Source organism: Streptomyces sp. YIM S03343 (assembly GCF_054729195.1).
Genome location: NZ_JBPUKX010000001.1, coordinates 7,773,866 through 7,796,857 on the forward strand (window position 1 = coordinate 7,773,866; position 22,992 = coordinate 7,796,857).

Annotated in this window: 22 protein-coding genes; 10 read left to right on the plus strand and 12 right to left on the minus strand. The window is 70.5% G+C overall.

Annotation, left to right across the window (positions count from 1 at the left end; genetic code table 11):
• Window positions 1-85 precede the first annotated feature (85 nt).
• On the plus strand, window positions 86-886 hold the full coding sequence (locus ACSYGN_RS34325) for a CPBP family intramembrane glutamic endopeptidase (protein ID WP_460402614.1): 801 nt from the start codon (window positions 86-88) through the stop codon (window positions 884-886).
• Here the strand turns inward: ACSYGN_RS34325 and ACSYGN_RS34330 are convergent.
• Together ACSYGN_RS34330 and ACSYGN_RS34335 are read right to left on the minus strand one after the other, a co-directional pair.
• A complete protein-coding gene (locus ACSYGN_RS34330; RefSeq protein ID WP_460402616.1) occupies window positions 876-1,688 on the minus strand; it encodes a PhzF family phenazine biosynthesis protein in 813 nt (270 codons plus the stop codon). The genes ACSYGN_RS34325 and ACSYGN_RS34330 overlap by 11 nt on opposite strands.
• Before the next feature lie 152 nt (window positions 1,689-1,840).
• Window positions 1,841-2,281: a hypothetical protein gene (locus tag ACSYGN_RS34335; RefSeq protein WP_460402618.1), complete on the minus strand. Its 441-nt coding sequence runs from the start codon at window positions 2,279-2,281 to the stop codon at window positions 1,841-1,843.
• A 197-nt stretch (window positions 2,282-2,478) separates the two neighbouring features.
• Here ACSYGN_RS34335 and ACSYGN_RS34340 point away from each other — a divergent pair, with 197 nt between their 5' ends.
• Entirely contained in the window at window positions 2,479-3,129 is a 651-nt protein-coding gene (locus ACSYGN_RS34340) for a PadR family transcriptional regulator (protein WP_460402620.1), read from the plus strand.
• A 122-nt stretch (window positions 3,130-3,251) separates the two neighbouring features.
• On the opposite strand, the gene ACSYGN_RS34345 is transcribed toward ACSYGN_RS34340, so the two are convergent.
• Entirely contained in the window at window positions 3,252-3,683 is a 432-nt protein-coding gene (locus ACSYGN_RS34345; protein WP_460402622.1) for a type II toxin-antitoxin system Rv0910 family toxin, read from the minus strand.
• 256 nt (window positions 3,684-3,939) lie between these two features.
• Between ACSYGN_RS34345 and ACSYGN_RS34350 the strand changes: the two genes are divergently transcribed.
• Window positions 3,940-4,608, plus strand: a complete 669-nt coding sequence (locus ACSYGN_RS34350) for a Clp protease N-terminal domain-containing protein (protein WP_460402624.1) — start codon at window positions 3,940-3,942, stop codon at window positions 4,606-4,608.
• 52 nt (window positions 4,609-4,660) lie between these two features.
• Window positions 4,661-5,668: an EamA family transporter gene (locus ACSYGN_RS34355; RefSeq protein ID WP_460402626.1), complete on the plus strand. Its 1,008-nt coding sequence runs from the start codon at window positions 4,661-4,663 to the stop codon at window positions 5,666-5,668.
• 380 nt (window positions 5,669-6,048) lie between these two features.
• Here ACSYGN_RS34355 and ACSYGN_RS34360 read toward each other — a convergent pair whose 3' ends face one another.
• Window positions 6,049-6,720, minus strand: coding sequence for a pyridoxamine 5'-phosphate oxidase family protein (locus tag ACSYGN_RS34360; RefSeq protein ID WP_460402628.1), 672 nt, complete (start codon window positions 6,718-6,720; stop codon window positions 6,049-6,051).
• 49 nt (window positions 6,721-6,769) lie between these two features.
• On the opposite strand from ACSYGN_RS34360, the gene ACSYGN_RS34365 reads away from it, so the two are divergent.
• Window positions 6,770-8,101 carry an aminotransferase class I/II-fold pyridoxal phosphate-dependent enzyme gene (locus ACSYGN_RS34365; RefSeq protein ID WP_460402630.1) on the plus strand — a complete coding sequence of 444 codons (1,332 nt, stop codon included), beginning with the start codon at window positions 6,770-6,772 and terminating at the stop codon, window positions 8,099-8,101.
• Between the two features lie 74 nt (window positions 8,102-8,175).
• On the opposite strand, the gene ACSYGN_RS34370 is transcribed toward ACSYGN_RS34365, so the two are convergent.
• Window positions 8,176-9,126 carry a DMT family transporter gene (locus ACSYGN_RS34370; protein WP_460402632.1) on the minus strand — a complete coding sequence of 317 codons (951 nt, stop codon included), beginning with the start codon at window positions 9,124-9,126 and terminating at the stop codon, window positions 8,176-8,178.
• A 74-nt stretch (window positions 9,127-9,200) separates the two neighbouring features.
• On the opposite strand from ACSYGN_RS34370, the gene ACSYGN_RS34375 reads away from it, so the two are divergent.
• Window positions 9,201-10,103, plus strand: a complete 903-nt coding sequence (locus ACSYGN_RS34375; protein ID WP_460402634.1) for a LysR family transcriptional regulator — start codon at window positions 9,201-9,203, stop codon at window positions 10,101-10,103.
• Between the two features lie 22 nt (window positions 10,104-10,125).
• On the opposite strand, the gene ACSYGN_RS34380 is transcribed toward ACSYGN_RS34375, so the two are convergent.
• Window positions 10,126-10,593, minus strand: coding sequence for a pyridoxamine 5'-phosphate oxidase family protein (locus tag ACSYGN_RS34380; protein ID WP_460402636.1), 468 nt, complete (start codon window positions 10,591-10,593; stop codon window positions 10,126-10,128).
• A 177-nt stretch (window positions 10,594-10,770) separates the two neighbouring features.
• Between ACSYGN_RS34380 and ACSYGN_RS34385 the strand changes: the two genes are divergently transcribed.
• Window positions 10,771-11,418, plus strand: a complete 648-nt coding sequence (locus ACSYGN_RS34385) for a cysteine hydrolase family protein (RefSeq protein WP_460402638.1) — start codon at window positions 10,771-10,773, stop codon at window positions 11,416-11,418.
• A gap of 12 nt (window positions 11,419-11,430) precedes the next feature.
• Here ACSYGN_RS34385 and ACSYGN_RS34390 read toward each other — a convergent pair whose 3' ends face one another.
• Window positions 11,431-11,919, minus strand: a complete 489-nt coding sequence (locus ACSYGN_RS34390) for a Rieske (2Fe-2S) protein (protein ID WP_460402640.1) — start codon at window positions 11,917-11,919, stop codon at window positions 11,431-11,433.
• A 779-nt stretch (window positions 11,920-12,698) separates the two neighbouring features.
• Between ACSYGN_RS34390 and ACSYGN_RS34395 the strand changes: the two genes are divergently transcribed.
• Window positions 12,699-15,338, plus strand: coding sequence for a beta propeller repeat protein (locus tag ACSYGN_RS34395; RefSeq protein WP_460402642.1), 2,640 nt, complete (start codon window positions 12,699-12,701; stop codon window positions 15,336-15,338).
• A gap of 72 nt (window positions 15,339-15,410) precedes the next feature.
• On the opposite strand, the gene ACSYGN_RS34400 is transcribed toward ACSYGN_RS34395, so the two are convergent.
• The 5 genes from ACSYGN_RS34400 to ACSYGN_RS34420 all read right to left on the minus strand — a co-directional run bounded on the left by ACSYGN_RS34400 (window position 15,411) and on the right by ACSYGN_RS34420 (window position 19,530).
• Window positions 15,411-15,617, minus strand: coding sequence for an acetyl-CoA synthetase (locus tag ACSYGN_RS34400; protein WP_460402644.1), 207 nt, complete (start codon window positions 15,615-15,617; stop codon window positions 15,411-15,413).
• 342 nt (window positions 15,618-15,959) lie between these two features.
• On the minus strand, window positions 15,960-17,186 hold the full coding sequence (locus tag ACSYGN_RS34405) for a cytochrome P450 (RefSeq protein ID WP_460402646.1): 1,227 nt from the start codon (window positions 17,184-17,186) through the stop codon (window positions 15,960-15,962).
• 30 nt (window positions 17,187-17,216) lie between these two features.
• The gene (locus ACSYGN_RS34410; RefSeq protein ID WP_460402648.1) at window positions 17,217-18,410 is read right to left on the minus strand and encodes an NAD(P)/FAD-dependent oxidoreductase; all 1,194 of its coding nucleotides are present in this window, start codon (window positions 18,408-18,410) and stop codon (window positions 17,217-17,219) included.
• The gene (locus tag ACSYGN_RS34415) at window positions 18,407-18,604 is read right to left on the minus strand and encodes a ferredoxin (protein ID WP_460402650.1); all 198 of its coding nucleotides are present in this window, start codon (window positions 18,602-18,604) and stop codon (window positions 18,407-18,409) included. The genes ACSYGN_RS34410 and ACSYGN_RS34415 overlap by 4 nt, the downstream gene beginning before the upstream one ends.
• Before the next feature lie 290 nt (window positions 18,605-18,894).
• Window positions 18,895-19,530 (minus strand): TetR family transcriptional regulator, encoded by a 636-nt coding sequence (locus ACSYGN_RS34420; protein ID WP_460402652.1) that lies wholly within the window; start codon window positions 19,528-19,530, stop codon window positions 18,895-18,897.
• Window positions 19,531-19,906: 376 nt separating this feature from the next.
• Between ACSYGN_RS34420 and ACSYGN_RS34425 the strand changes: the two genes are divergently transcribed.
• Window positions 19,907-22,018, plus strand: coding sequence for a glucose PTS transporter subunit IIA (locus ACSYGN_RS34425; RefSeq protein ID WP_460402654.1), 2,112 nt, complete (start codon window positions 19,907-19,909; stop codon window positions 22,016-22,018).
• A 106-nt stretch (window positions 22,019-22,124) separates the two neighbouring features.
• On the plus strand, window positions 22,125-22,976 hold the full coding sequence (locus ACSYGN_RS34430) for a PRD domain-containing protein (RefSeq protein ID WP_460402656.1): 852 nt from the start codon (window positions 22,125-22,127) through the stop codon (window positions 22,974-22,976).
• The last annotated feature ends 16 nt before the right edge of the window (window positions 22,977-22,992 follow it).

Consider the following 22,992-nt stretch of genomic DNA (forward strand, 5'->3'; position numbering starts at 1 on the left):
CGCCCATGATCTCCGTGACTGCTTCCGGGAGACCTTCCGGGGTGAAGATGGGGGTGCGGGCGGGACTAGTCAACTGGAGGCAGGTGTGCAGGTGGAGCCGGGGCCGGTGGCCGATCACTCTCCGCTGGAGCGGCCCTCTCGGCGGATCTTCCGCGACGAGACACTCCTGGTCCTGGGGGTCTCCCTCGGGGCCAGCGGAGTATCGGCCCTGATCAGCTTTATCGGTTCCGTCACCAAACCGGGCGGGCTCAAGGAGCAGGCGGCCACCCTCAATGCCTCTGCGGCTCCTGGCCGCCCCTGGCTGGACCTCGCCTGGCAGTTGTTCGGGATCACCACGGCGCTGGTCCCCGTCGCGCTCGTCGCGCACTTTCTGCTGCGCGAGGGGAAGAGCCTGCGCACCCTGGGCTTCGACCGCACCCGGCCCTGGTCCGACCTCGGCCGCGGAGCCGCTGTCGCGGCCGTGATCGGCAGCACCGGAATCGCCTTCTACCTGGCCGCCCGCGGCCTCGGCTTCAACCTCACGGTGGTCCCCGAGGCGCTGCCCTCCGTCTGGTGGAAGTACCCGGTGCTGATCATGTCTGCGATGCAGAACGCGATCCTCGAAGAGGTCATCGTGGTCGGCTATCTGCTGCGCCGGCTGAACCAACTGGGGTGGACACCGGGCACCGCGCTCGTGGCCAGTGCCGTGCTGCGCGGCTCGTACCACCTCTACCAGGGCATCGGCGGCTTCCTCGGCAATATGGCGATGGGCGTGGTGTTCGTGTATCTCTACCGGCGCTGGGGCCGGGTCGGCCCGCTGGTGGTGGCGCACTCCCTGCTCGACATCGGGGCGTTCGTCGGATATGCGCTGCTCGCGGGCAGGGTGGGCTGGCTGCCTACGGCGTGAGCAACTCGCCGTCGATGACGGTGACCGCGCTGCCGGTGAGCAGGGTGCGTTCGCCGCGCAGCCCGGTGCGCACCAGGCCGCCGCGCGCGGACGCCTGAAGGCCGGTGAGATCGGGGCAGCCGAGGCGCTCGGACCAGTACGGGGCGAGCGCGGTGTGCGCGCTGCCGGTGACCGGGTCCTCGTCGATGCCGACGTTCGGGAAGAAGCACCGGGAGACGAAGTCGTGGCCGCGCTCCGGGTGTGCGGCGCGGGCGGTGGTGATGAGTCCGCGCGAGGAGTAGGCGCCGAGCGCCCTGTGGTCCGGGGCGAGCGCGAGCACGGCCGTCTCGTCGGCGAGCTCCAGCAGCAGGTCGCCCACATCGGGGCCGGTGTCGAAGGCCGCGACCGGCTCGGCGCCGAGTGCGTCGGCGACCCCGGCCGGGACCTCCACCGGGGTCAGCCGGGCGGTGGGGAAGTCCAGGGTGATCGACCCGTCCTCGCCCGGCACGGCACCGAGCACTCCGCTGAGCGTGGCGAACCGCACCGGGCCCTGGTGAGCTTCGGTGGTCCGCAGGACGTGCGCCGTGGCCAGTGTGGCGTGGCCGCACATCCTGACCTCCTCGACCGGGGTGAACCAGCGCAGCGCCCAATCGGCCTCGCCGCCCTCCGGCAGCGGGTGCGCGAACGCCGTCTCGGCGTGGTTGACCTCGCGGGCCACGTCCTGGAGCCATGAGTCGGCAGGGAAGGCGTCCAGGAGCAGCACTCCCGCCGGGTTGCCGCTGAACGGGCGGTCGGTGAAGGCGTCGACGATTCGAATCCGCATGCCGGAGACGCTAGCGGGGCCGCGGAGGGGCCGACCAAGGCCAATCGGGGGGTGTTGGCATCAATTCGCCCGGGCGGGCGGGCTGGTGGGGCGGCGGTCGGGCCCCTGGTGCGGAAGAACGCACGCGGAACGAGCGTCCTGTGTCGACGGAGTCACTCTTTCGGACACCCGGGGCCGGTGGCCCCGGCCTGCGCGGCGGCTGCCGCCTCCAGCAGGGACCAGCCGTCGATCTCCACCACCCGCCGCCCCTCCGGCTGCCACCCGCGGGTCGACGCCGCATCGAGCAGGGCTCGGACGGCGCCTGGTTCGTGCAGGTTCAGGGAGGCACCCCGGACGTACCCCACGTCTCCAGAGCCCAGGGGAGCCCCGCCCGGGACGTACCGGCCCGGGCCCGCGGTGAAGACGATGCGCAGGGGGCCGCCGGTGCCGGCCGGCTGCGGGTGCAGCGTGAGGGTCTCGCGGCATGACCGGTTGCCGCTGTCCGCCACGCTGTGGCTGTGACGGAGCGTCCACAGATATGCGCGCCCGTCGGCGATCAGCCGACGGGGCTTCTTGGGATGGCGGGGCACGGAGTCGAGGGTACGCGGTCTCATCCACAAGTCCCTGGCGGTGACCCGGACTTCGACGAGACGAACAGGATCTCGCCAAGCTTCGGTGAGACCCGTATCGGACCCGTCCGGGTCCGATGAGACAGGACAGAGCGGCATGTCGGAAGGGGGTTGTCATCGAAAGGTTTCCGATATATCGTTGACGCATCGCGACAGATCAACGATGGAATGGAGTGATGGCGATGCACAACCACGGATTCGAGCACGGGCATCGGCACGAGGGCCCCTGCGGGCGTGACCAGGGCGGCTTCGAGGGACGGCGCGCGGCCTTCGGTCCCTTCGGACCGGGCGGTCCCGGCTTCGGTGGACCGGGTTTCGGCGGCGGACCGGGCCCCTGGGGTCCCCGGGGCCGTGGCGGCCCCAGGGGCAGGGCCCGGCGCGGTGACGTACGGGCATCGATCCTGGCCCTCCTGAAGGACCGGCCGATGCACGGCTACGAGATGATTCAGGAGATCGCCGAACGCAGCGGCGGCGCGTGGAAGCCGAGCCCCGGCTCGGTCTACCCGACGCTCCAACTGCTGGAGGACGAGGGCCTGATCGCCAGTGAGACGGATGGCGGCAAGAAGCTGTTCGCGCTCACCGAGGCGGGCCGCGCCGTGGCCGACGAGGGTCCCGAGGCGCCCTGGGAAGAGGCCTCGCGCGGGGTCGACTGGGAGGCGCTGAACGACATCCGCCAGGCCGGTTTCGGTCTGATGGAGGCCTTCGGGCAGGTCTGGAAGACCGGCAGCAAGGAGCAGCGCGCGAAGGCGGTCGCTGTGATCAACGAGGCCCGCAAGAAGCTGTACCTGATCCTCGCGGACGACGATGTGGCGGACGAGGAGCCGGAGGACTGACGGCCGAGAGGCCGACGAGGCCCAGGGTTTCGGCGTTTTGACTGTTCTGCGGCGTGTGGGGCGCCCCTGCGGAGGTTTCCGCGGGGCGCCTCCGTCTTTCTCACTCGCTCCCGGTGCCGGCTTCAGGTCACCAAGCCGGCCAGTTTGCGGAGTGACTCGTTCAGTGCGGCCGTCGCGGAGTCCTTGAGCTTGCCCGCCATCAGCGACACGGCCGCGCCCGTGAACTCGCCGTCGATGCGGACGGTCGTGGCCGCGTCACCGTCGGGTGTGAGGGTGTAACGCGTGGCCACATTCACGGCCATTGGGCCCTTGCCGCGGATCGCCAGCACGCGGGCGGGCTCCAGTTCCTCGACGGTCCAGTCGACCTCCGCCGGGAAGCCCATGAGCTTCATGTTCTCCTGGAACGTCCCGCCCACTTCGAGGGTCTCCGGGGCGCCCTTGGGGAAGCTGGTGTGCGTGGCGTTCCACTCCCCGTACACGGACCAGTCCGTGAGCTTCGCCCAGACCTTCTCCGGCGGAGCCGCCAGACGTGACTCCGCACTGACTTCGGCCATGCGACCACCTCTTCGTGTCGGGCTGACGTGTTGCGGAAAGTAGCTGCAGGGCCTGCAATGTTCAATACTGATGAACTGTCAGATATGGGCACGGTGTCGGGCGGTGCTGCGAGGCGGTGCATGTGTCCGGGGGTAACAGGGTCTGATGTCCTCCGCAAGGAGGAGATTTCGGCCGACGGAGTCCACTCTCCGTGGGACGCGAAGATGCTTCCCCCCGTGGATGACGCGGGCCGGAGAAGCTGATGAGGTGAGTGGCGTGCAACCCCGTAATCCCCGGCAGTCGGCCGACGTCCCGGCCGTACGACGTCCGGAAGACGATGCCAGGCTCAGCGCCGGGCTGGCGGCGGTGGTGGCCGGTGCGCGTCGCAGAGCTTTGCGGGACGGGGACCGGCACATCGACACGGCCCATCTGCTGCACACCTTGCTGGAGTCCGACCCCGAGGTGCGCGCCGTGTTCGGCGACGGTCCGCGGACCGTCCGGCTCCTCGGATATCTGGTCCAGCGCTCCATCGGCTACGGCCTGCGGTGGCAGGGAGTCGTCGAGGACTCCGGTCCGCTGCCCGAACCGGCGCCGGGGGACGTCCCGGGCATGGTCGGAAGGGGCGGTGTGAGCCTCGGCAAGGAGCTGGACGGGCTCTCGCCGCTGGCCTCGGGGGCGCTGGAACACGCCTGTGCGCTCGCTGCGCGCCGGGGCGGCGATCTGGTCCGCGGCACCGATCTGCTCGCGGCGATCGTCGCGGATCCGCTGGCGCGTGCCGTGGAGGTGCTGGCGCGGGCCGGGATCGACGCGGGCGAGCTCGTCGTACGCCTGCGCGCGGAGGTGCGCGTCGGGAGTCCGGACGGGCAGGACGAGAGCCTGGGTGCATGGGGCGACGGTGATCGACTCGGTGGCATCGGGGGACGGGTGGAGGGGTCCAGCCGCTGAGACAGGTGTCATTGGGGGTGACGCTCCTGTCGTCGCCTGCCATCATGAGCCGGTGCATACGACAGGGAGCACGTCAGGGAGCGGTCACGGCGGGCGCGGCAAGGGTGTCGGGCTCGGGCTCGCGTTGGGATCCGCCCTCGCCTTCGGCGGGTCGGGCGTCGCGGCCAAGCCGCTGATCGAGGCGGGTCTCGATCCGCTGCACGTGGTGTGGCTGCGGGTCGCGGGTGCCGCGCTGGTGATGCTGCCGGTGGCCGTGCGGCACCGTGCGCTTCCGCGGCGGCGTCCCGCACTGATCGCCGGCTTCGGACTGCTCGCGGTCGCGGGCGTCCAGGCCTGCTACTTCGCCGCGATATCCCGGGTGCCGGTGGGCGTCGCGCTGCTGGTGGAGTACCTTGCTCCGGCCCTGGTGCTGGGCTGGGTGCGGTTCGTGCAGCGGCGGCCGGTCTCGCGGGCCGCGGCGCTCGGTGTCGTCCTGGCCGCGGGCGGTCTGGCCTGTGTTGTCGAGGTGTGGTCCGGCCTCGGCTTCGACGCGCTCGGGCTGCTGTTCGCGCTCTGCGCGGCCTGCTGCCAGGTCGGCTACTTCGTCCTGTCCGACCAGGGCAGCGAGGCCGGAGCCGAGGCCCCGGACCCGCTCGGTGTGATCGCCTACGGCCTGCTGGTCGGCGCCGTCGTGCTCACCGCCGTGGCCCGGCCCTGGGAGATGGACTGGGCGGTGCTCGGGGGGACGGTGCGGATGAACGGGAGCCCGGTGCCGGCGGTGGTGCTGCTGGGGTGGATCGTGCTGGTCGCCACCGTGCTGGCGTATGTCACCGGGGTGGTGTCCGTACGGCGGCTCTCGCCGCCGGTGGCGGGGGTGGTGGCGTGTCTGGAGGCCGTGGTCGCCACGGTGCTGGCGTGGGTGCTGCTGGGGGAGCATCTTTCTGCTCCGCAGGTGGTCGGGGGTGCGGTGGTTCTTCTGGGGGCGTTCATCGCCCAGTCGGCTACACCGGGGAGGGGAGCGGGGGAGGTCTTGGCCGGCGGTGAGGTGGAGCGGGAGCTCAGTCGGCCGGGGGTGGTTTGAGGGGGTGTCGCGCCCACGCGGCGGAGCCGCATATCGGCAGAGCCCCGCGTCTCCCTGCGGGGTGCGGGGTGCGGGGCCGGTGCCGGGTGCGGGTCCGTCGTGGTTGTTCGCGCCCACGCGGCGGAGCCGCATATTGACAGAGCCCAGCGCCCCTGGGGGAGTTGGGGTAGTAGTGCGGGTGCGGGTGCGTTTGGGCCGGTCGCGCCCACGCGGCGGAGCCGCATATTGACAGAGCCCAGCGCCCCTGGGGGAGTTGGGGTAGTAGTGCGGGTGCGGGTGCGTTTGGGCCGGTCGCGCCCACGCGGCGGAGCCGCATATCGACAGAGCCTCGCGCCCCTTCAGGGCGTCTCAGCCACCCTCCGTTCCGAGACGGCTCGGCGTCACAGCGCTGACAAGTAGCCCGGCACTTCCGTACCCGGCTTCAGGTTCGCCTCCGCAAGCGGGGTGCCGTAGGTCCGTGTCACAGGGATCACGCCGGCCCAGTGCGGCAGGGCGAGGTCCTCGGGGTCGTCGTTGGCGCCACCTGTGCGGAGTTTGGCGGAGACCTCGGTGAGGTCCAGGGTGATGACCGCGGTGGCCGCCAGTTCCTTCTTGTCGGCGGGGCGGGAGTCCGCCGCGCGGCCCGGGACGACTTGGTCGACCAGGGCGTCCAGGGCCAGCCGCTTCTCCTCCGGGTCGGTGACCTGGCGGGCGGTGCCGTGGACCACCACGGAGCGGTAGTTGATCGAGTGGTGGAAGGCGGAGCGGGCCAGTACCAGGCCGTCCACATGGGTCACCGTCAGGCACACCGGGAGCCCCGGGTCGGTCCGGCCGGTCATCCGCAGCGGGCGTGAGCCGGTCGAACCGTGGAGGTAGAGCCGCTCGCCGACCCGGGTGTACAGCGTCGGCAGCACCACCGGCGCGCCGTCGCGGACGAAGCCGAGGTGGCAGACATAGCCCTCGTCGAGTATCGAGTGCACCAACTCCCTGTCGTACGACGCCCGGTCCGCGGAGCGGGTGGGGACGGTGCGGTCGGTCGGGGCGTAGGAGGGCGGCTGCGAGGCAGGCGGCATCTGGTATCTCCGGTGGCGAGGATCATTGTACTAGTGCATAATGTGTTTTGTGCTAGGAGAGTATCGGATCCAAGGCCGTCGCGCAGCAGACATTGCGGCCGGTATCGAGCGCGCCGTGGGGGACGGGGAGCTGTCGCCCGGGCAACTGCTGCCCCCGATGCGAGAGTTGGCCGAACAGCTCGGGGTGAATCCCAACACCGTTGCCGCCGCCTATCGCACCCTTCGTGAGCGCGGGGTCATCGAGACCGCGGGGCGTCGCGGCAGCCGGGTACGGCCCAGACCGGCGACGACGGGCCGTGAGCAGGCGCATCTCGATGTGCCGCCCGGGGTGCGCGATCTCTCCGACGGCAATCCCGACCCCGAGCTGCTGCCGGACCTCGCACCCGCCCTGGCCGCGGCGGCCGGACAGGGCGACCGGCGCAAGGTGCTCTACGGCGATGAGCCGGTGGAGCCCGAGCTGGCCCGCCTCGCACGGGCCGGGTTCGATGCCGACGGTGTGCCGGACGGCCCCGTCACCGTGGTCTCCGGCGCGCTGGACGCCGTGGAGCGTGTTCTCGCCGCCCATCTCAAGCAGGGTGACACGGTCGCCGTCGAGGACCCCGGCTGGGGCCGGACCCTGGACCTCATGCCCGCGCTCGGACTGCGCACCACGCCCGTCGGCGTCGACGACGCGGGACCGCTCGCCGACGACGTACGCCGGGTCCTGGCCGCCGGGGCGCGCGCACTGATCGTCACGGACAGGGCGCAGAACCCGGTCGGCGCGTCGGTGAGCGCCGAGCGCGCGCAAGCCCTGCGCGCCGTGCTCCGGGAACATCCGCAGACCGTGCTGATCGAGGACGACCACGGCCACGGGATCGTCGATCTGCCGCTGCATCCGCTGGCCGGCGTCACCCGGCACTGGGCGTTCGTCCGCTCGGTGGCCAAGGCGTACGGCCCCGATCTCCGGCTGGCCCTGCTCACCGGTGACACCGTCACCGTCGACCGGGTGCGCGGACGGCATCGGCTCGGGCCCGGCTGGGTGAGCCTGCTGCTCCAGCGGGCCGTCGTCCGGCTGTGGGCGGACGGCACGGTGGACGGGGCGCAGGTCGCCGCCGCCTACCGGGCGCGGCGCGAACTGATGATCGGCGCGCTCGCCGGGCACGGCATCGAGGCGCACGGCGTCAGCGGCATGAACGTATGGGTGCCCGTCCCCGACGAGACCGGCGTCGTCGCACGGCTGCTGCACGCGGGCTGGGCCGTCGCTCCCGGCGCCTGTTTCCGGATGAGCGCGCCGCCCGGCATCCGGATCACCGTCTCCACGCTGGGTGCGGAGGAGGCCGGACCCCTGGCGGACGCGGTCGCCGCCGCCCTGGGCCCGGCCCCGGCACGGAGTTACGTGTGAAACCCCTCATCGGGCGCGCCACCGACGCTCTCAGGACGTCCTCAGCACGTCCCTACGACGTCCTCACGACGTCCTCACGACGTCCTCGGGCGCGCCTGGGTCAGAGCCGCCCCCGCGAGGATGATCAGCGCGCCGACCGGAGTCGACCAGGTCAGGGACTCGCCGAGGACCACGACGCCCGCGGCCGTGGCGATGACCGGGACGAAGTAGGTGACCATCTGCGCGGTCGTCGGGCCGACCTCGGCGACCAGACCGTACTGGAGGAGGAACGCCAGGCCCGTACCGAGCGCGCCCAGGGTGGCGATCGCCAGCAGGGGCAGCACGGCGAAGTGGGCCGGGAGCGTGGTGAACAGCGGTGTCACGACGGCGAGCTGGAGTGTGGCCAGCAGCAACTGGGCGCCGGTGAGGGAGACATGGGAGTCGGACGAGCCGGCCAGGGTGCGGCGGACGTAGATCCAGCCGACCGGGTAGCTGAGCGAGGCGGTCAGGGCCATCGCGGTGCCCCTGGCATCCAGCCCGCTGAAGCCCTGCCAGGCGCCCAGGACCGTCAGGACGCCGAGGAAGCCCAGGCCCAGACCGGCCACCCGGACCCGGGTCGGCCGGTCCTCGGAGAGCGCGACCAGGGACAGTGCCATGCCCCACAGAGGCGAGGTCGCGTTGCAGATCCCGGCCAGGGTCGAGGGGACCGTCAGCTCCGCGTAGGCGAACAGCGAGAAGGGGAGCGCGTTGAGCAGGAACGCGGCGACCGTCAGATGCCCCCAGGTGCGGGCGCCGCGCGGCAGCCGTTCCCGCTTCACCGCCATCACGCCCGCCAGCACCGCCGTACCGAACGCCAGCCGCCCGAGGGTGATCTGGAAGGGTGCGTAGCCCGTCGTGCCGACCTTGATGAGGAGGAAGCTGAAGCCCCAGATCAGCGACAGTGCGCCGAAACGGAGACGCCAGCCCAGACGGGCGCGGAGCGGAGGACGGGAGCGGTTCCGGCGGGCGGGCGGCGCGGAGGAGCGGTTGTCGGCGACGGTGGTCATGAGAGCAACCATGCGGTACACGACCTCGTAGCACAATCGAGAATTCCCACCGGATATCTCGTAGTATCGCTTACATGTTGAACCTGGAGCGCCTGCGCACCCTCGACGCCCTCGCCCGGCACGGCTCGGTCAGCGGGGCCGCCGAAGGACTGCATGTCACCACGTCGGCCGTGTCCCAGCAGATGGCCAAGCTGGAGCGCGAGGTCGGGCAGCAGCTGCTCGCCAGGAACGGCCGCGGAGTGCGGCTCACCGACGCCGGGCGGCTGCTCGCTGAGCACGCGGCGCGGATCCTGTCCCAGGTGGAGGTGGCCCAGGCCGATCTGGAGGCGCAGCAGGGACGGGTCGCGGGCGAGCTGCGTCTCGCGGCGTTCCCCACGGCCGCGCGCGGGCTGCTGCCGGTGGCGCTCGGCGCGCTGCGGGCCGCGCATCCCGCGCTGCGGGTGCGGTCGCGGGAGCTGGAACCGTCGTCCGGCGTGGACGCGGTGGTGCGGGGCGACATCGATCTGGCCGTCGTCATGGACTGGTACAACAAACCGCTGCCCGTGCCGGGCGGGCTCGCCCACGCCGCGCTGCTCGAAGATCCCGTGGATGTCGCGATGCCCGAAGGACATCCGCTCGCCGACCGGAGCGAGGTGGACCTGGAGGACTTCGCGGGCGACGAGTGGATCGCCTGGCCGGAGGGCGAGTTCTGCCACGAGTGGCTGCTCTACACGCTGCGCGCCAAGGGCATAGCGCCCCGCATCTCCCACTGCGCGGGCGAGCACCACACCCAGCTCGCCTTCGTCGCCCACGGACTGGGCGTCTGCGTGGCGCCACGGCTGGGCCGGGACCCGATGCCGGCGGGGGTACGCGCGGTACCCGTACGGCACCGGGCCCACCGCAGGATCTACGCCGTCTGGCGTGCCGACGCCGACCGCCGCCCGTCCATCCGCGCGGCGGTCGAGGCACTGGGCAAGGCGGTGGCCGCCGTCGGCTGACCGGCCGGACCGGTGAACCGCCCTACAGCGCGCCCAGCTTGCGGAAGTCCCAGGAGACGGTCTTCTCCGGCTTCAGCCGCACCCAGGCGTGCCTGCCGTCGTGCGGCATCTCCTCGAGGCCGAAGTTCTTGCGGGCGAACAGCGTCTCCGGGACGTCGAGTTCGGCGCACAGCTCCCCGGTGCGCGGACTCTCGCCCACGAACTCGACGGCGCCCGACAGCTCCACGCCGCGCAGCTGGTCGTACTCCTCGCCCGAGTCCACCACGACCGCGACCCGCGGGTCCCGGCACAGGTCCGCCCACCGCTTGCTGCGCACCACCGAGTACAGCCACAGCGACGTGCCGTCCCAGGCGAACCACAGCGCGCTCACATGCGGAGCGCCGCTCGCGGACACGGTGGCGACACGGCAGGTGCGCTGTGCGGTGAGGAACTCGTCCAGCTCACCGGGCGTCATCATGATCTTCCGGCCCCGGCGCTGAGTGACGGTCATACGGCCCCCTTCTTCTCCCACGTCGTGCCAGAGGCGACACCGGCGGTGCGGCCTCCCGCCCGTCCGTGTGATCCTCGTGATCCTCTGACATCACGTCAGAAAAGAATGGAGCGTCTTCCGTCTCTACGCAATGGTGGCTAGTCTCACCGCCCCGCACCGTCGGCGGAAGGGGCGCCTGTGACGTCGCGCGATCAGCTGGGGGAACTGCTCGACCCCGTGAGCACCGTCCTGCTCACCGTGGAGTGCCAGGAAGGAGTCGTCGGCCAGGACAGCGCGCTGCCCGAACTCGCCGAGGAAGCCCGCAGGTCCGGGGCGCTCGGCAACGTGGCCCGGCTGGTCGCCGCCGCGCACACGGGCGGGGTCCAGGTGATCCATGCGGTTGCCGAACGCCGCCCGGACGGCCGGGGCGCGAGCCGCAACGCGCGCCTGTTCCGCGCAGCCGAACGCCTGCCCGTACGCCAGTTGACCGGGACGGCGGCGGTGCGGGTCGCGGCCCCGATCGAGGTCGCCGGCGAGGACATCGTCGTACGACGGCTGCACGGGCTGTCGCCGCTGCACGGCACCGACGTCGATGCCCTGCTGCGCAACCTCGGCTGCCGGACCCTGATCGTCACCGGCGTCTCGGCCAACGTGGCCGTCCCCAACGCCGTGTTCGACGCCGTGAACCTCGGCTACACCGCCGTGGTCCCCCGGGACGCCATCGCGGGAGTGCCCTCGGAGTACACCCCCGCGGTGATCAGCCACACCCTCGCCCTGGTCGCCACGGTCGCGACCACCGACGAGGTGCTGGCCTGCCTCGGCAAGGCGCGTGGAGCGCCTTCCTGACGGTACGTCGGATCAGGCGAGGGTGATCGAGTCCCCGCTCACCGTGATCTTCTCCTCGGCCAGCCCCTGAGTGGCCGGACCCTTCTTGACGCTGCCGTCGGTCGCTGAGAACTGGCTGTTGTGGCACGGGCAGACGATCACGCCGTCGGCGACGCTGCCCACCGCGCAGCCCCGGTGCGGGCACTTGGAGGAGAACGCCTTGAACGTGCCCGCGGTCGGCTGGGTGACCACCACCCCCTGGTCCTTGAAGATCTTGCCGCCCCCTTGGGGAATGTCGGCGGTCTTCGCCAGGGCGGTGCCACCGCCCGCCGCGGCGCTGCCCGTGTCGCCCGAGCCGCCGCTGCTCGCGTCGGACCCGGCCTGGGTGTCCGAGCTGCTGGAGGAGCTGTCGTCGTTGGAGGAGCACGCGGTCAGCGCGACGGCGACTCCCGCCGCGCCGACCGCCGCCACGACGGTGCGGCGGGTCGGTGCTCCCGCGGGGCTGAGCGATTCGCTGGTCATGCTGACGTTCCCTTCGGATGGCATGGCTCGTGGTTCTGCCAGGAGATACGGCCGGTGGGCTTCACCTGTTCACCGGCCGGTCGCAGTCCGGACAATGTCGAGAGCTTGACGGCTTCTTGTTCAGGCAGGCGTAAAACCACGCTGTCGTTTCCCTGTCGCCGCCCCCGACCGGCAGGGCAGGGCCCATCCGGGCTGGACCCGCCCCGTCGCGCAGGCCGTCCCGCTCGCCTGTGATCGTCCCCGGTGACCTGGGGTGATGGCCAAGGAAGCCGCCGCGACCCGCCGGCTCGCGCCGCTGCGTGAGGGCGGCTCGCTGCCGGGCTCGTCGAGGCCGACGACTTCGGGTCAAGAGGGCGTCAATTCCCTATGGTTCGAGCGGTGTTGCACCGGAAACCGTTGACATGGCTATGCGGGGACAGGAGGCTGTCGGCGTTCTCACGCACGTTGGCCCTCCGCCGAGATCGATGCCGTCCGGGAAGGTGTACGTCGTCTGGCGGGACTGCCGCTTCCGCGCGAGCGGGGGCTCCTGCACCTCCGACGACCTCGTGATGGCGACGACCACCAACGGCATCACCTGGCCGCCGGCGCCACCGCCGTCACCACCGCCACGGCACGTGACAACGCCTTCTCGGCACGCCTGGCCGTGATCGCCTACGCGCAGTGGCTGGCGTGTCTGTGACAGGTTCTGGTCAAAGACTTGTCCAAATGCTGGACGTCCTCGCCTGCTCATGATCGGGTCTCCTGCGACGGCTGTATGACCACCCGTTATCGGAGGTACGGTGTCAGCACCAACCCGTAAGAGACGATGGTTCACGATCTGCGCCATCACCGCCTCGGCCGCACTCGTCGCGATGCCCGCGGGCGCCGCGTCCGGCAAGACGAAGAGCCCTTTCGGAGCGCGCACCCTCGCGCAACTCGCCGCCGAACGCACGCGGTCCGTGGGGGCCATGAGCCCCAGCCTGAACGGGCAGGGCGAGGACGACGGCAATGAGGCGGACGAGATCGCCGAGGGCGCGGACCAGTACGCCGAGGCGCGCACCTCGCCCGGCATCGTCGCCCCCGGCGCGTACGGCGCCGCCTGGACGAGCCTGACCGACCTGCCTAGGACCAAGGGAAGTTGGCGCAAGGTCACCGACCTGCCGTACAACTCCGACGACTCCCGCTACCGGGACATCGACTCCAACTCCAGCGGCGGCTCCGGCAATGTCACCGGTCGCATGGCCGCGATCGCCGCCGACGACGACGGTTATGTGTACGCGGGCAGCGCGGGCGGCGGCGTATGGCGGTCCGGGCGAGGGGGCGGGCACTGGCAGCCGATCAGCGACAAGCTGCCCTCGCAGTCCACCGGCGCGCTCGCGCTGGACGCCGGCGGGCGGCTGTGGCTCGGCACCGGCGAGGCGACCACCAACGCGGACGCGTATCTCGGCAGCGGCATCTACGTCCTGTCCCACCCGCACCACGGCACCTTCTCCTCCCGCAGCCGGGTCGGCGGCGCCGAGCTGGAGTCCACCACCGTCCACCAGCTGCGCTTCGGCGGCGGCAAGGTGTGGGCGGCGACCAGCGAGGGCGTGTGGAGTCACGCCACGAAGACGCTGAAGGGCGCCTGGAAGCTGGAGTTCGCGCCCAACCCGGACTATCTGCCGGGGGGTTCACTCGCGAGCGACCCGTCGGCCGCGTACAAGAACATCGCCAACGACATCGCGATCGACCCGAAAGACCCGTCCAAGGTGATCCTGGCGGTCGGCTGGCGCAGCGGTGACGACTACAACGGCTTCTACACCAAGGACGCCGGCGGCGCCTGGACCCGGATCAGCAGCGGCTTCGGCGACCTGCCGACCGACGCGGACAACGTCGGCAACGTCACCTTCGCCCGCTCCACCGACGGTTCGCGCTACTACGCCATCGACCAGTCGCCGGAGCAGCTGAACACCAATCCGGACAGCGGCCTGGAAGGCATCTACAGCGCCACGTCGCCGTTCGGCCCCTGGACGAAGACCGCCGACTACAAGCAACTGGCCGCCGACGGCTCGGCACTGACCTCCAGCGGCTACATGCCCGGCGTGCAGGCCTGGTACAACCAGTTCCTGACCGTGGACCCGAGCGACCCGAAGCATGTGTACGCCGGGCTTGAGGAGGTCTTCGAGACCAAGGACTCCGGCTCCACCTGGTCGACCGTCGGGCCGTACTGGAACTTCGGCTTCTCCTGCTGGTCCATCGACCCGGCCAAGCAGACCGGTGACTGCAACCAGACCACCCACTCCGACCAGCACGGCGTGGCGATCGGCCGCTACCACGGCAAGAGCTTCGTGTACATCGGCAACGACGGCGGCGTCTACAAGCGCCCGGTCGCCGGCTCCCAGGACGCCTCCGGCCATGCCACCGACTGGACCTCCCTCAATGACGGCACCATCGATACCCTCCAGTACTACTCGGTGGGCATCGGCAAGGACCTGACCTACGGCGGTGTCTCGGTCACCGGCGGCCTGCAGGACAACGGCCAGTCCGTCCGGCGCGGCAACGACACCGTGATGGGCTCCAACTTCGGCGGTGACGGCGGCGATACCCTCACCGACCCCGCCAACGGCTGCAACATCGCGGAGGAGTACGTCTACCTTGCGATCCAGGTGACCCAGAACTGCGCTGTGAACGACGGCAGTTGGGTCACCGACGCCACCAAGGCCACGTCGTACAACGTCGCCCCGGCCGACAACGCCACCGGCGAGGCACGCTTCATCGCGCCGCTCGCGGCCGACATGAAGAGCGCGTCGACATGGATCGCGGGCGGCCGGCACGTGTGGGTGCAGACCCACGGCTACGCCATCCGCAGCGGCGACGAGTGGAAGAGCGTGTACGACCTCGGCACCGGCCACACGGCGACCGCTGTCGCGGCCTCGGGCGGGAAGGTCTACGTCGGCTGGTGCGGCCCCTGCAACAACCAGGGCTTCACCCGCGGCATCTCGGTCGGCAACGCGGACGGCACCGGCTGGCACGACATCTCCCTGCCTGTCGACGGGACGGTGCCCAACCGGTACCTCAGCGGCTTCGCCGTCGACCCGAAGAACGCCGACCACGTCTTCCTCCAGGTCAACGGCTTCTCACGGCACTGGACCGAGGGCCCCGGCGCCGGCGTCGGCCACGTCTTCGAGTCCACCGACAGCGGCACGACCTGGAAGGACATCTCGGCGAACCTGCCCGACGTGCCGACCGACTCCGCGGTCGTCACGCCGAACGGCGGCCTCGCCGTCGCCACCGACCTGGGTGTCGTCTACCGCGCCCCGGGCCACACCGACTGGCGGCGCGTCGGGGACCTCCCGGCCGTCGCCGTGCTCCAGCTGAAGCTGAGCCCCGACGGCAGCACCCTGTACGCGGCGACCCACGGCCGTGGCATCTACACCATCAAGGTGCGCGACTGCGGTTGAACCATCAAGGTGCGCGACTGGGGCTGACCCGCACCGCGTGTCGGCCAGAGGGGTGGCCCCCGCTCTCCGGGGTCACCCCTCCTGCGTGTACCAGGTCACTTTGACGTCCAGCGTGAATGCGACCCGCGCCGCACCCGCCACATCCGGCGCCTTCGCCAGTGCGGTGACGTAGGCGCTGCCGCCCCGGGTGCCCGCGGAGCGCAGCGTGGCGTGGGCGGTGCCGTCCGCGTCCAGTCGCCGGCCGGACACCAGGACGAAGACCGGCGCGGAACTCCGCACGGCCGTCCATCGTTTGTCGTCGGCCCGCGGCTTCAAGGTGAGGGAGACCACCGTCCCCGGTCGTATGCACAGCTGCCGCCGGACAGGGTCACCCGGTGCGACGGTGACCTCCGTCCGCCCCGCGGCACAGCGGCCTGCCGAGGGGGAGGGGGTGACCGCCGACTCGGACGACGGACGGTTCGCCGCCGATCCGCCTCCGCCTGAGGTGCTGCACGCGGACAGGACAAGTACCGCGGTGATCGCGCATGCTTCGGCCCACCACCGCATAGCCGTACCTCCCGGCCCGTCCGTGTGTCCACCAGCATGCTCCGCCATGAGCAGAATGCACTCGCGCTGCCGTCGCTACCAGGTGACGGGCAACTCGTGCAGGCCGTAGATCACGGCGTCGTATTTGAACTTGGCGTCCTGCACCGGGACGGCTGCTCGAAGCGTGGGGATGCGGCGGAAGAGAGTCGGATAGATCACCTGCAGTTCCATGCGGGCCAGTGGCTGGCCCACGCAGTGGTGGGTGCCGCCGCCGAATGCCTGGTGCCGGCGTGCGTTGCGGGTGATGTCGAGCCGCCCGGGGTCGGGGAACACCTTGGGGTCGCGGTTGGCCAACTCGCCCAGCAGGATGACGCCTTCACCGGCCGAGATGGTCTGTCCGGCGACCTCGATGTCCTCCAGCGCCGTGCGGCGGCGTCCCAGGTGCACGATCGAGAGGTATCGCAGCAGTTCCTCCACCGCGTCGACGACGACCTGCGGGTCTTCGGCATCCCGGATCGCCGCAAGCTGCACGGGGTGCTGAAGCAGCGTCAGTGTGCCGAGGCTGATCATGTTGGCGGTCGTCTCGTGTCCGCCGAGCAGAAGCAGCACTCCCATCGTCGCGGCCTCCCGGGCCGTGAGCTCGCCGTTGGTGACCTGCTCACCGAGACGGGAGATCAGGTCCTCGGACGGCTGGGCGATCTTCTGGGACACCAGGTCATCCAGATACTCCGTCAGAGCCGTGTGTGCTGCTCCGCGCTCGGCTCCGGTGGCCGTGGCGGAGACCAGGACCTTGCTGTTGGTCTGGAAGAACTCGTGGTCTGCATAAGGGACTCCGAGCATCTGGGAGATCACCAGGGACGGCAGGGGCAGGGCGAGTGCCTGGACGAGGTCAGCGGGCTTGGGGCCGGTCAGTATCCGGTCGATGAATTCGTCGGTCATCTGCTGGACGGCAGGCCGCATGGCCTCGACGCGCTTGATGGTGAAGGTGCCGCTGATCATGCGGCGCAGCCGGAGGTGTTCGGGATCGTCCATGCCGACGAAGCTGAGGTCGAGGCTGCCGCCATGGCTGTGCTGCGGGTCGATGGGGCTGGGGAAGTTCGGTGCGGCGAAATTCACGCTCAGCCGCGGATCCGCCAGCAGCGCCTTCTGCTCGGCGTGCCCGGTCACGGCCCAGGGCGTCGAGCCTCCCCAGGAACGCACCTTCGTGAGGGGCCCGTGGCCGGCCAGCGCCCGCAGTTGCGGTGAGGGAGCGAAGGGGCAGTCCGCGGACCGTACCGGGGGGAAGTCGGGAATGCTCTGGCCTGCTTCGTCGGAGATGGTCACCGAGAACTCCTGGGGTGGGGGGTGGGGTGGCTACGGGGTGACGGGCTGGGGAGCATGCGTGTATCGGGCTGCCACCGATGCACGGTGGAGGCGGGTCTGCTTCGGCATGTTCCAGCCGACCACGCCTTGCGGCCCGGTGCTGGTGCTGTAGCGGGCGACGAACCGCCCGTTGTCCGCATCGCCCTCGACGATCTCGGCCCGGGCGTCGGCCGTGATGAGGCCGTAGACCTGGAGCTTGGCATCGAACTGGTCGGTCCAGAAGTACGGCACCGGCCTGTACGGGCGGCCGGTGCCGAGAATGTCCGCGGCGACGGCGAGCGCCTGCTCGGAGGCGTTGGTCCTGTTCTCCAGCCGGATATGGCGCCCCAGCCCTTCGTGGTACCAGCGCGCCACATCTCCCACGGCCCAGACTCCCGGAGCCGCACGGCAGCAGGCGTCGCACACCACTCCGTCGTCCAGGTCCAGGGTGCTGTCCTCGAGCCAGCGGGTGGCCGGCCGGCAGCCGACCGCGGTCACCACGACGTCCGCTTCCAGCTCCGATCCGTCGCTCAACCGCACTCCGGTCACCCTGCCCGCCCGGGTACAGAGGCTGTCCGGTGTCACGTTGCTGCGCAGCTCGACACCGTTGCGGGCGTGCAGTCGGGCAAGGTGTGAGGCCACCAGAGGGCCGAGTTGCCCGGTGAGGGGCGCGGGCTGGGGGCCGACCAGGGTCACGTGGAGGCTCATCGCTCGCGCGGTTGCCGCGGTCTCCGCTCCCAGGACCCCGTCTCCGATCACGGCCACGCGGCGCGCGCGGAGCAGTTCCGCGCGCAGGGCGAGGGCATCGCCCAGGTCGCGTAAGACGTGGGTGCCGCCCACACCCTGCTGGATGGGCAACTCGCCTGCGTCGGCGCCCGTCGCGATGACGATCGCGTCCGCGGTGAGGGTGCGGCCGGCCGCCGTGGTCACCTGACGCGGCTCGCAGTCGAGGGCGACGGCCGGATCGCCGAGGTCGAACCGGGCGTGGAGAGACGTGAGTTGTTCTGCGGAACGCAACTGTGCACGCTCGGGCTCCCAGGCGCCGCTCAGCACCTGCTTCGACAGCGGAGGCCGGTCGTAGGGGAGTTCGGGTTCGGCGCCCAGGAGGGTGATGGCTCCGGTGTAGCCCTTGCGGCGGAGAGCTTCCGCGGTGGCCAGACCGCCGGCCGAAGCTCCGACGACGAGCACGCTGCTGACCTCGCTCACGACTCGTCCAGGTGAATGCAGGACGCCGGGCATACGGCGGCCGCTTCGCGGACCTGCTCGTGCCGGTCGGCGGCAGGGTCCTCGTCGAGCAGGATGACGATGCCGTCATCGTCGCGCTGGTCGAAGACCTCCGGCGCGATCAGGACGCACTGCCCCGCGCCGCAGCATTTGTCTTCCTCGACTGTGATCTTCATGGCGTTCTCCTGCTGAGTGGGGGATGGGCAGAGGGACGGTGAGGAGGTGAGGAGGTGAGGAGGTGAGGAGGTGAGGAGGTGAGGAGGTGAGGAGGTGGGGCGCGGTTGCCGGACACGGGCAGGGGTGTGCTCGCGGTCCCGCCGGACGGGTGCGGGTACGCGCGGGACGGAGCTCGGTCAGCGTGCGCTCGGGTCGTAAAGGCCGGACTGTGCCAGGAGCGTTGTGGGTGCTGCGGGTGCTGCCGGTGCCGGTGCCGGTGCCGCGGCCTTGCCGGTGAGGGCGGCAGAGCTCATTTCTCCGGTGTGGTGGGAGCGGTCAGCAGCCCCACCAGCGCATCCTCCAGGGCCTGCGCCGTGCTCTGCCATGACGTGTTCGGCTCGGCAGTTCCGGCTGCCAGCGTGCGCTCCCGCTCCGCACAGGTATGCGTGATCAGATCCCGTGCCATGTCGCCCCGCACGCGGCGTACGTGCGCGGGGGTGGTCTCCTCCAGGCACCTCCCCAGTTCCTGCAGCGTGTGCCGCAAGCTCTCGCGGGTGAGGGACTCGTCGGTGACCAGAGCCCGCATGAGTGGATCTGTCAGTACCTGGACGGCGAATCGTGCCTGCCAGGAGGGCTGGTCGAGTGAGCCGAGATGTTCGGTCACGGGCCGGACCAGACAGCGCACCCAGTCCCGCACGTCGTCACTGTGCCCGACGGCCTCGACGTGGCGCCGGCGGATCTTGTCGATCCGCTGTCCGTGCTGGGCCATGATGGCGCGCATCAGCGCCGTTCTGCTGCCGAAGTGATAGCTGACCACCGTGGTGTTGCCCTGCCCGGCTGCCTCGCCGATCTGCCGGTTGGAGACCATGGCCAGCCCGTGTTCGGCGTAGAGCCGTTCCGCAGCGGCCATGATCGCGGCCCGCGTCGCGGTACTGCGTGCCCTCATCCCGCCTCCTCGGCTCACTCGCTACTGAACCGCATCCCCTCTATTAATTCAACCGACTGACTTAAATTGCGGGGACCATGCCGATCAGCCCTGTGATCATGCGGAAGATGTGTCCTATGTCGCACCTCCGTAGCGACCTGCACCCGCCGTGCCCGGTGCTAAGGTGACACCTGATCGATCTCGATCGCAGGATTGTTACTCTCCGAGGACGTCACCGTCATCGCTGCATGCGATGCCACGGCGGCGTCCGTTTGAGGGGAGGCAAGGCCTGGGAAGCGCCCGTTGGCGCGACCCGGGCCTTTTTTGTTGCCCGGATCCGGGCGTGAGAGATCGCAGACCGATGCAAGACGGCAGAACAGGGATGCAGGGACGCATCATGAACACACCGGCACAGGGGCCCGAGGCGCTGGCGGAGCAGATCCTCCGCGGCGTAGGCGGACCCGAGAACATCGAGAGCCTCACGCACTGCGCGACGCGGCTGCGCTTCCAGCTCCATGACGGGAAGAAGGTCGACCAGGCCGCCCTCGACGCCCTCAGCGGCGTCATGGGCACCGTGCCGCAGTCCGGCGACCGCTTCCAGATCGTGATCGGCGGAGCCGTTGCGGGCGTCTACTCCGACATCATGAATCTGCCGTCGATGCGCGGCGGCGGCACGCCCCGCCCGCAGTCCGACGCCGACGTCAAGGCCGCGATCCGGGCCAAGGGCCGCGGTCGCTTCGCCTGGCTCGACAACTTCTTCGAGTACCTCTCCGACTCGTTCCGCCCGCTCCTGGGCGTGCTGCTCGGGGCCTCGCTGATCATCGCGATCGCCTCGATGCTCGACGCCTTCGGCCTGGTCGACTTCCGTGCCGCGAACAAGTCCGCCACCTGGGTGTTCGTCGACGCGATGTGGCGCTCGGTGCTGTACTTCCTGCCGATCATGGTCGCGTACAACGCAGCCAAGAAGCTGAAGGTCGACCCGTGGCTCGGCGCCACGGTGATGGCCGCGATCATGACCCCGAACTTCAGCGGCATGATCGGGTCCAAGACCCCCGGCGTCGAGACCCACATCAACCACACGCTGGGCACCACGGAGTCCGTGGCGCACGTCTTCGGGCTGCCGATGCAGCTCAACGACTACGGCGGCCAGGTGTTCGTGCCGCTGCTGATGGTCGCCCTGCTCGCCGTGGTCTACAAGGGCCTGAAGCGGATCTTCCCCGAGAACGTGCAGATGGTCTTCGTGCCGTTCTTCAGCATGCTGATCATGATCCCGCTCACCGCCTTCCTCATCGGCCCGCTGGGCATCTGGGCCGGCAACGGCCTCGGCACGGGTCTGTCCTGGCTGAACAGCAACGCCCCGATCGTCTTCGCGATCGTCATCCCGATGCTGTACCCGTTCCTGGTGCCGCTGGGTCTGCACTGGCCGCTGAACGCGCTCATGCTCGTGAACATCAACACCCTCGGGTACGACTTCATCCAGGGCCCCATGGGCACGTGGAACTTCGCCTGCTTCGGCGCGACCGCCGGTGTCCTGCTGCTGTCGATCCGGCACCGTGAGAAGGACATGCGCCAGACCGCCACCGGTGCTCTCGCCGCGGGTCTGCTCGGCGGTATCTCCGAGCCGTCGCTGTACGGCATCCACCTGCGCTTCAAGCGGATCTACCCGCGCATGCTCGTGGGCTGCCTCGTCGGTGGTGTGGTCATCGGCCTCCTGGGCGGCGTGAACACCAATGCCTTCGCCTTCACCTCCGTGCTGACCATCCCGGTCTTCAACCCGATGATCAAGTACATCATCGCGATCTCGGCGGCCTTCATCACCTCGATGGCGCTCGTGGTCTTCTCCGACTACCGCACCAAGGAGGAGCGCGCCGAGGCCAACGCCGAGCGCGACGCCGCCGAGGCCGCGGCCCGCGGCGAGGCGGCAGTGCCCGCCGCCCGCGCCGAGGTCGCTGAGCGCGAGCTCGTCGCAGTCGGCGCCACCGCGGCTGCCGCTGCCACCGTCGGCTCCGCCGCGGTGTCCGCCGGCGCGGCCGGTGTGTCCGCCGGTGCCGGGAAGAGCACTGAGCTCGCGGCGCCGGTCGCGGGTCGTGTGGTCGGCCTCGGCGAGATCGAGGACCCGGTCTTCTCCTCCCGTGCGCTCGGTGAGGGCGTCGGCATCGAGCCCGCCGACGGCCACGTCGTCGCCCCGGTCGCCGGTGAGCTGATCACCGTCGCCAACACCGGCCACGCCTTCGGAATCCGCACCGCGGACGGTATCGAGGTGCTCATCCACATCGGTATCGACACGGTGCAGATGAAGGGCGACGGCTTCGAGGTGCGCGTCGCGGTCGGCCAGCAGGTCGCTGTCGGCGACCACCTCGCCGAGGTCGACCTCGACGCCGTGCGCGCCGCGGGGCACCCGACCGTCACGCTCATGACCGTCCTCAACACCGCGAACGTCGCCTCGGTCGAGCCGCACGCGGGGCAGGACGTCGCCGTCGGCGCCCCGGTGGTGACCGTGCGGCGGTGATGACCCGCCATTGACGCGGCGCGCGCACGCGGCCCCTTGAGGGAGGCGTGCGCGCGCCGTGTCGGTTCAAGAGAGGATGGGACATGGACAGAAAGGAGGGCCGGCAGTGAAGGCGCTGCGCGTCCTCAACAACAACGTGGTCCTCGCGCGCGACGAGAAGGGCCAAGAGGTCATCCTCACCGGGCTCGGCATCGGCTTCGGCGCTCGCCAGGGCAAGCGCGTCGACGACGCGCTGATCGAGCGCGTCTTCGTCCCGGCCGACGGCCGCGACCCCGACCATCTGGCCGAGGCCCTCGCCCTCATCAGCGAGGAGGTCCTGCGGGCCGTCGTGATCGCCCTCAGCGAGGTCGGCATCGAGCGACGCGACTCCACTCGCCCCACCCTCGCCATCGCCGTCGCCGACCACGTCGCCGGCGCGCTGGACCGGGCCGCGCGAGGCATCACCATCGAGTATCCGCTGCGCGCCGAGGTACAGACCCTCTACGCCACCGAGTACGCCCAGGCGCAGCTCCTGCTGCAGGCGATCAACGAACGCGTGAACCCGAAACTGGACCCCTCCGAGGCGACCGCGCTCGCGTTGCACCTGGTCAACGCAGGCTTCGTCTCGGGCGACCTGTCGTTCACCTACACGATGACCGGGGTCATCCAGCAGATGCTCGCCGTCGTACGGGAGCGGTACGGGCTGGACGTCTCCCACGAGTCCATGAGCGCGGCGAGGTTCATCACCCACGTGCGCTACCTCTTCGTACGGGTCCAGCAGCATCAGCAGCTCAAGGGCCAGGAGTCCACGCTCGGCAAGGGCATCCGCGACCACTACCCGGAGGCGACCCACACCGCGCAGCAGCTGGCGACAGTTATCGAGCTGCGTCTGGGAGAGCATCTGACCGAGGACGAGGTCTCTTACCTCGCGCTCCACGTGGCCCGCATGACCATGGAGGCCGACGGCACCGCCGCGTGAGACCGGGACGCAGAGC

Coding starts and splice junctions, on each gene's coding strand:
- ACSYGN_RS34360 (WP_460402628.1), bottom strand. CDS start 6,720: ATGCCGCCTGCCTCGCAGCCGCCCTCCTACGCCCCGACCGACCGCACC.
- ACSYGN_RS34415 (WP_460402650.1), bottom strand. CDS start 18,604: ATGAAGATCACAGTCGAGGAAGACAAATGCTGCGGCGCGGGGCAGTGC.
- ACSYGN_RS34425 (WP_460402654.1), top strand. CDS start 19,907: ATGAACACACCGGCACAGGGGCCCGAGGCGCTGGCGGAGCAGATCCTC.
- ACSYGN_RS34380 (WP_460402636.1), bottom strand. CDS start 10,593: ATGACCGTCACTCAGCGCCGGGGCCGGAAGATCATGATGACGCCCGGT.
- ACSYGN_RS34375 (WP_460402634.1), top strand. CDS start 9,201: ATGTTGAACCTGGAGCGCCTGCGCACCCTCGACGCCCTCGCCCGGCAC.
- ACSYGN_RS34335 (WP_460402618.1), bottom strand. CDS start 2,281: ATGAGACCGCGTACCCTCGACTCCGTGCCCCGCCATCCCAAGAAGCCC.
- ACSYGN_RS34390 (WP_460402640.1), bottom strand. CDS start 11,919: ATGACCAGCGAATCGCTCAGCCCCGCGGGAGCACCGACCCGCCGCACC.
- ACSYGN_RS34340 (WP_460402620.1), top strand. CDS start 2,479: ATGCACAACCACGGATTCGAGCACGGGCATCGGCACGAGGGCCCCTGC.
- ACSYGN_RS34330 (WP_460402616.1), bottom strand. CDS start 1,688: ATGCGGATTCGAATCGTCGACGCCTTCACCGACCGCCCGTTCAGCGGC.
- ACSYGN_RS34420 (WP_460402652.1), bottom strand. CDS start 19,530: ATGAGGGCACGCAGTACCGCGACGCGGGCCGCGATCATGGCCGCTGCG.
- ACSYGN_RS34345 (WP_460402622.1), bottom strand. CDS start 3,683: ATGGCCGAAGTCAGTGCGGAGTCACGTCTGGCGGCTCCGCCGGAGAAG.
- ACSYGN_RS34370 (WP_460402632.1), bottom strand. CDS start 9,126: ATGACCACCGTCGCCGACAACCGCTCCTCCGCGCCGCCCGCCCGCCGG.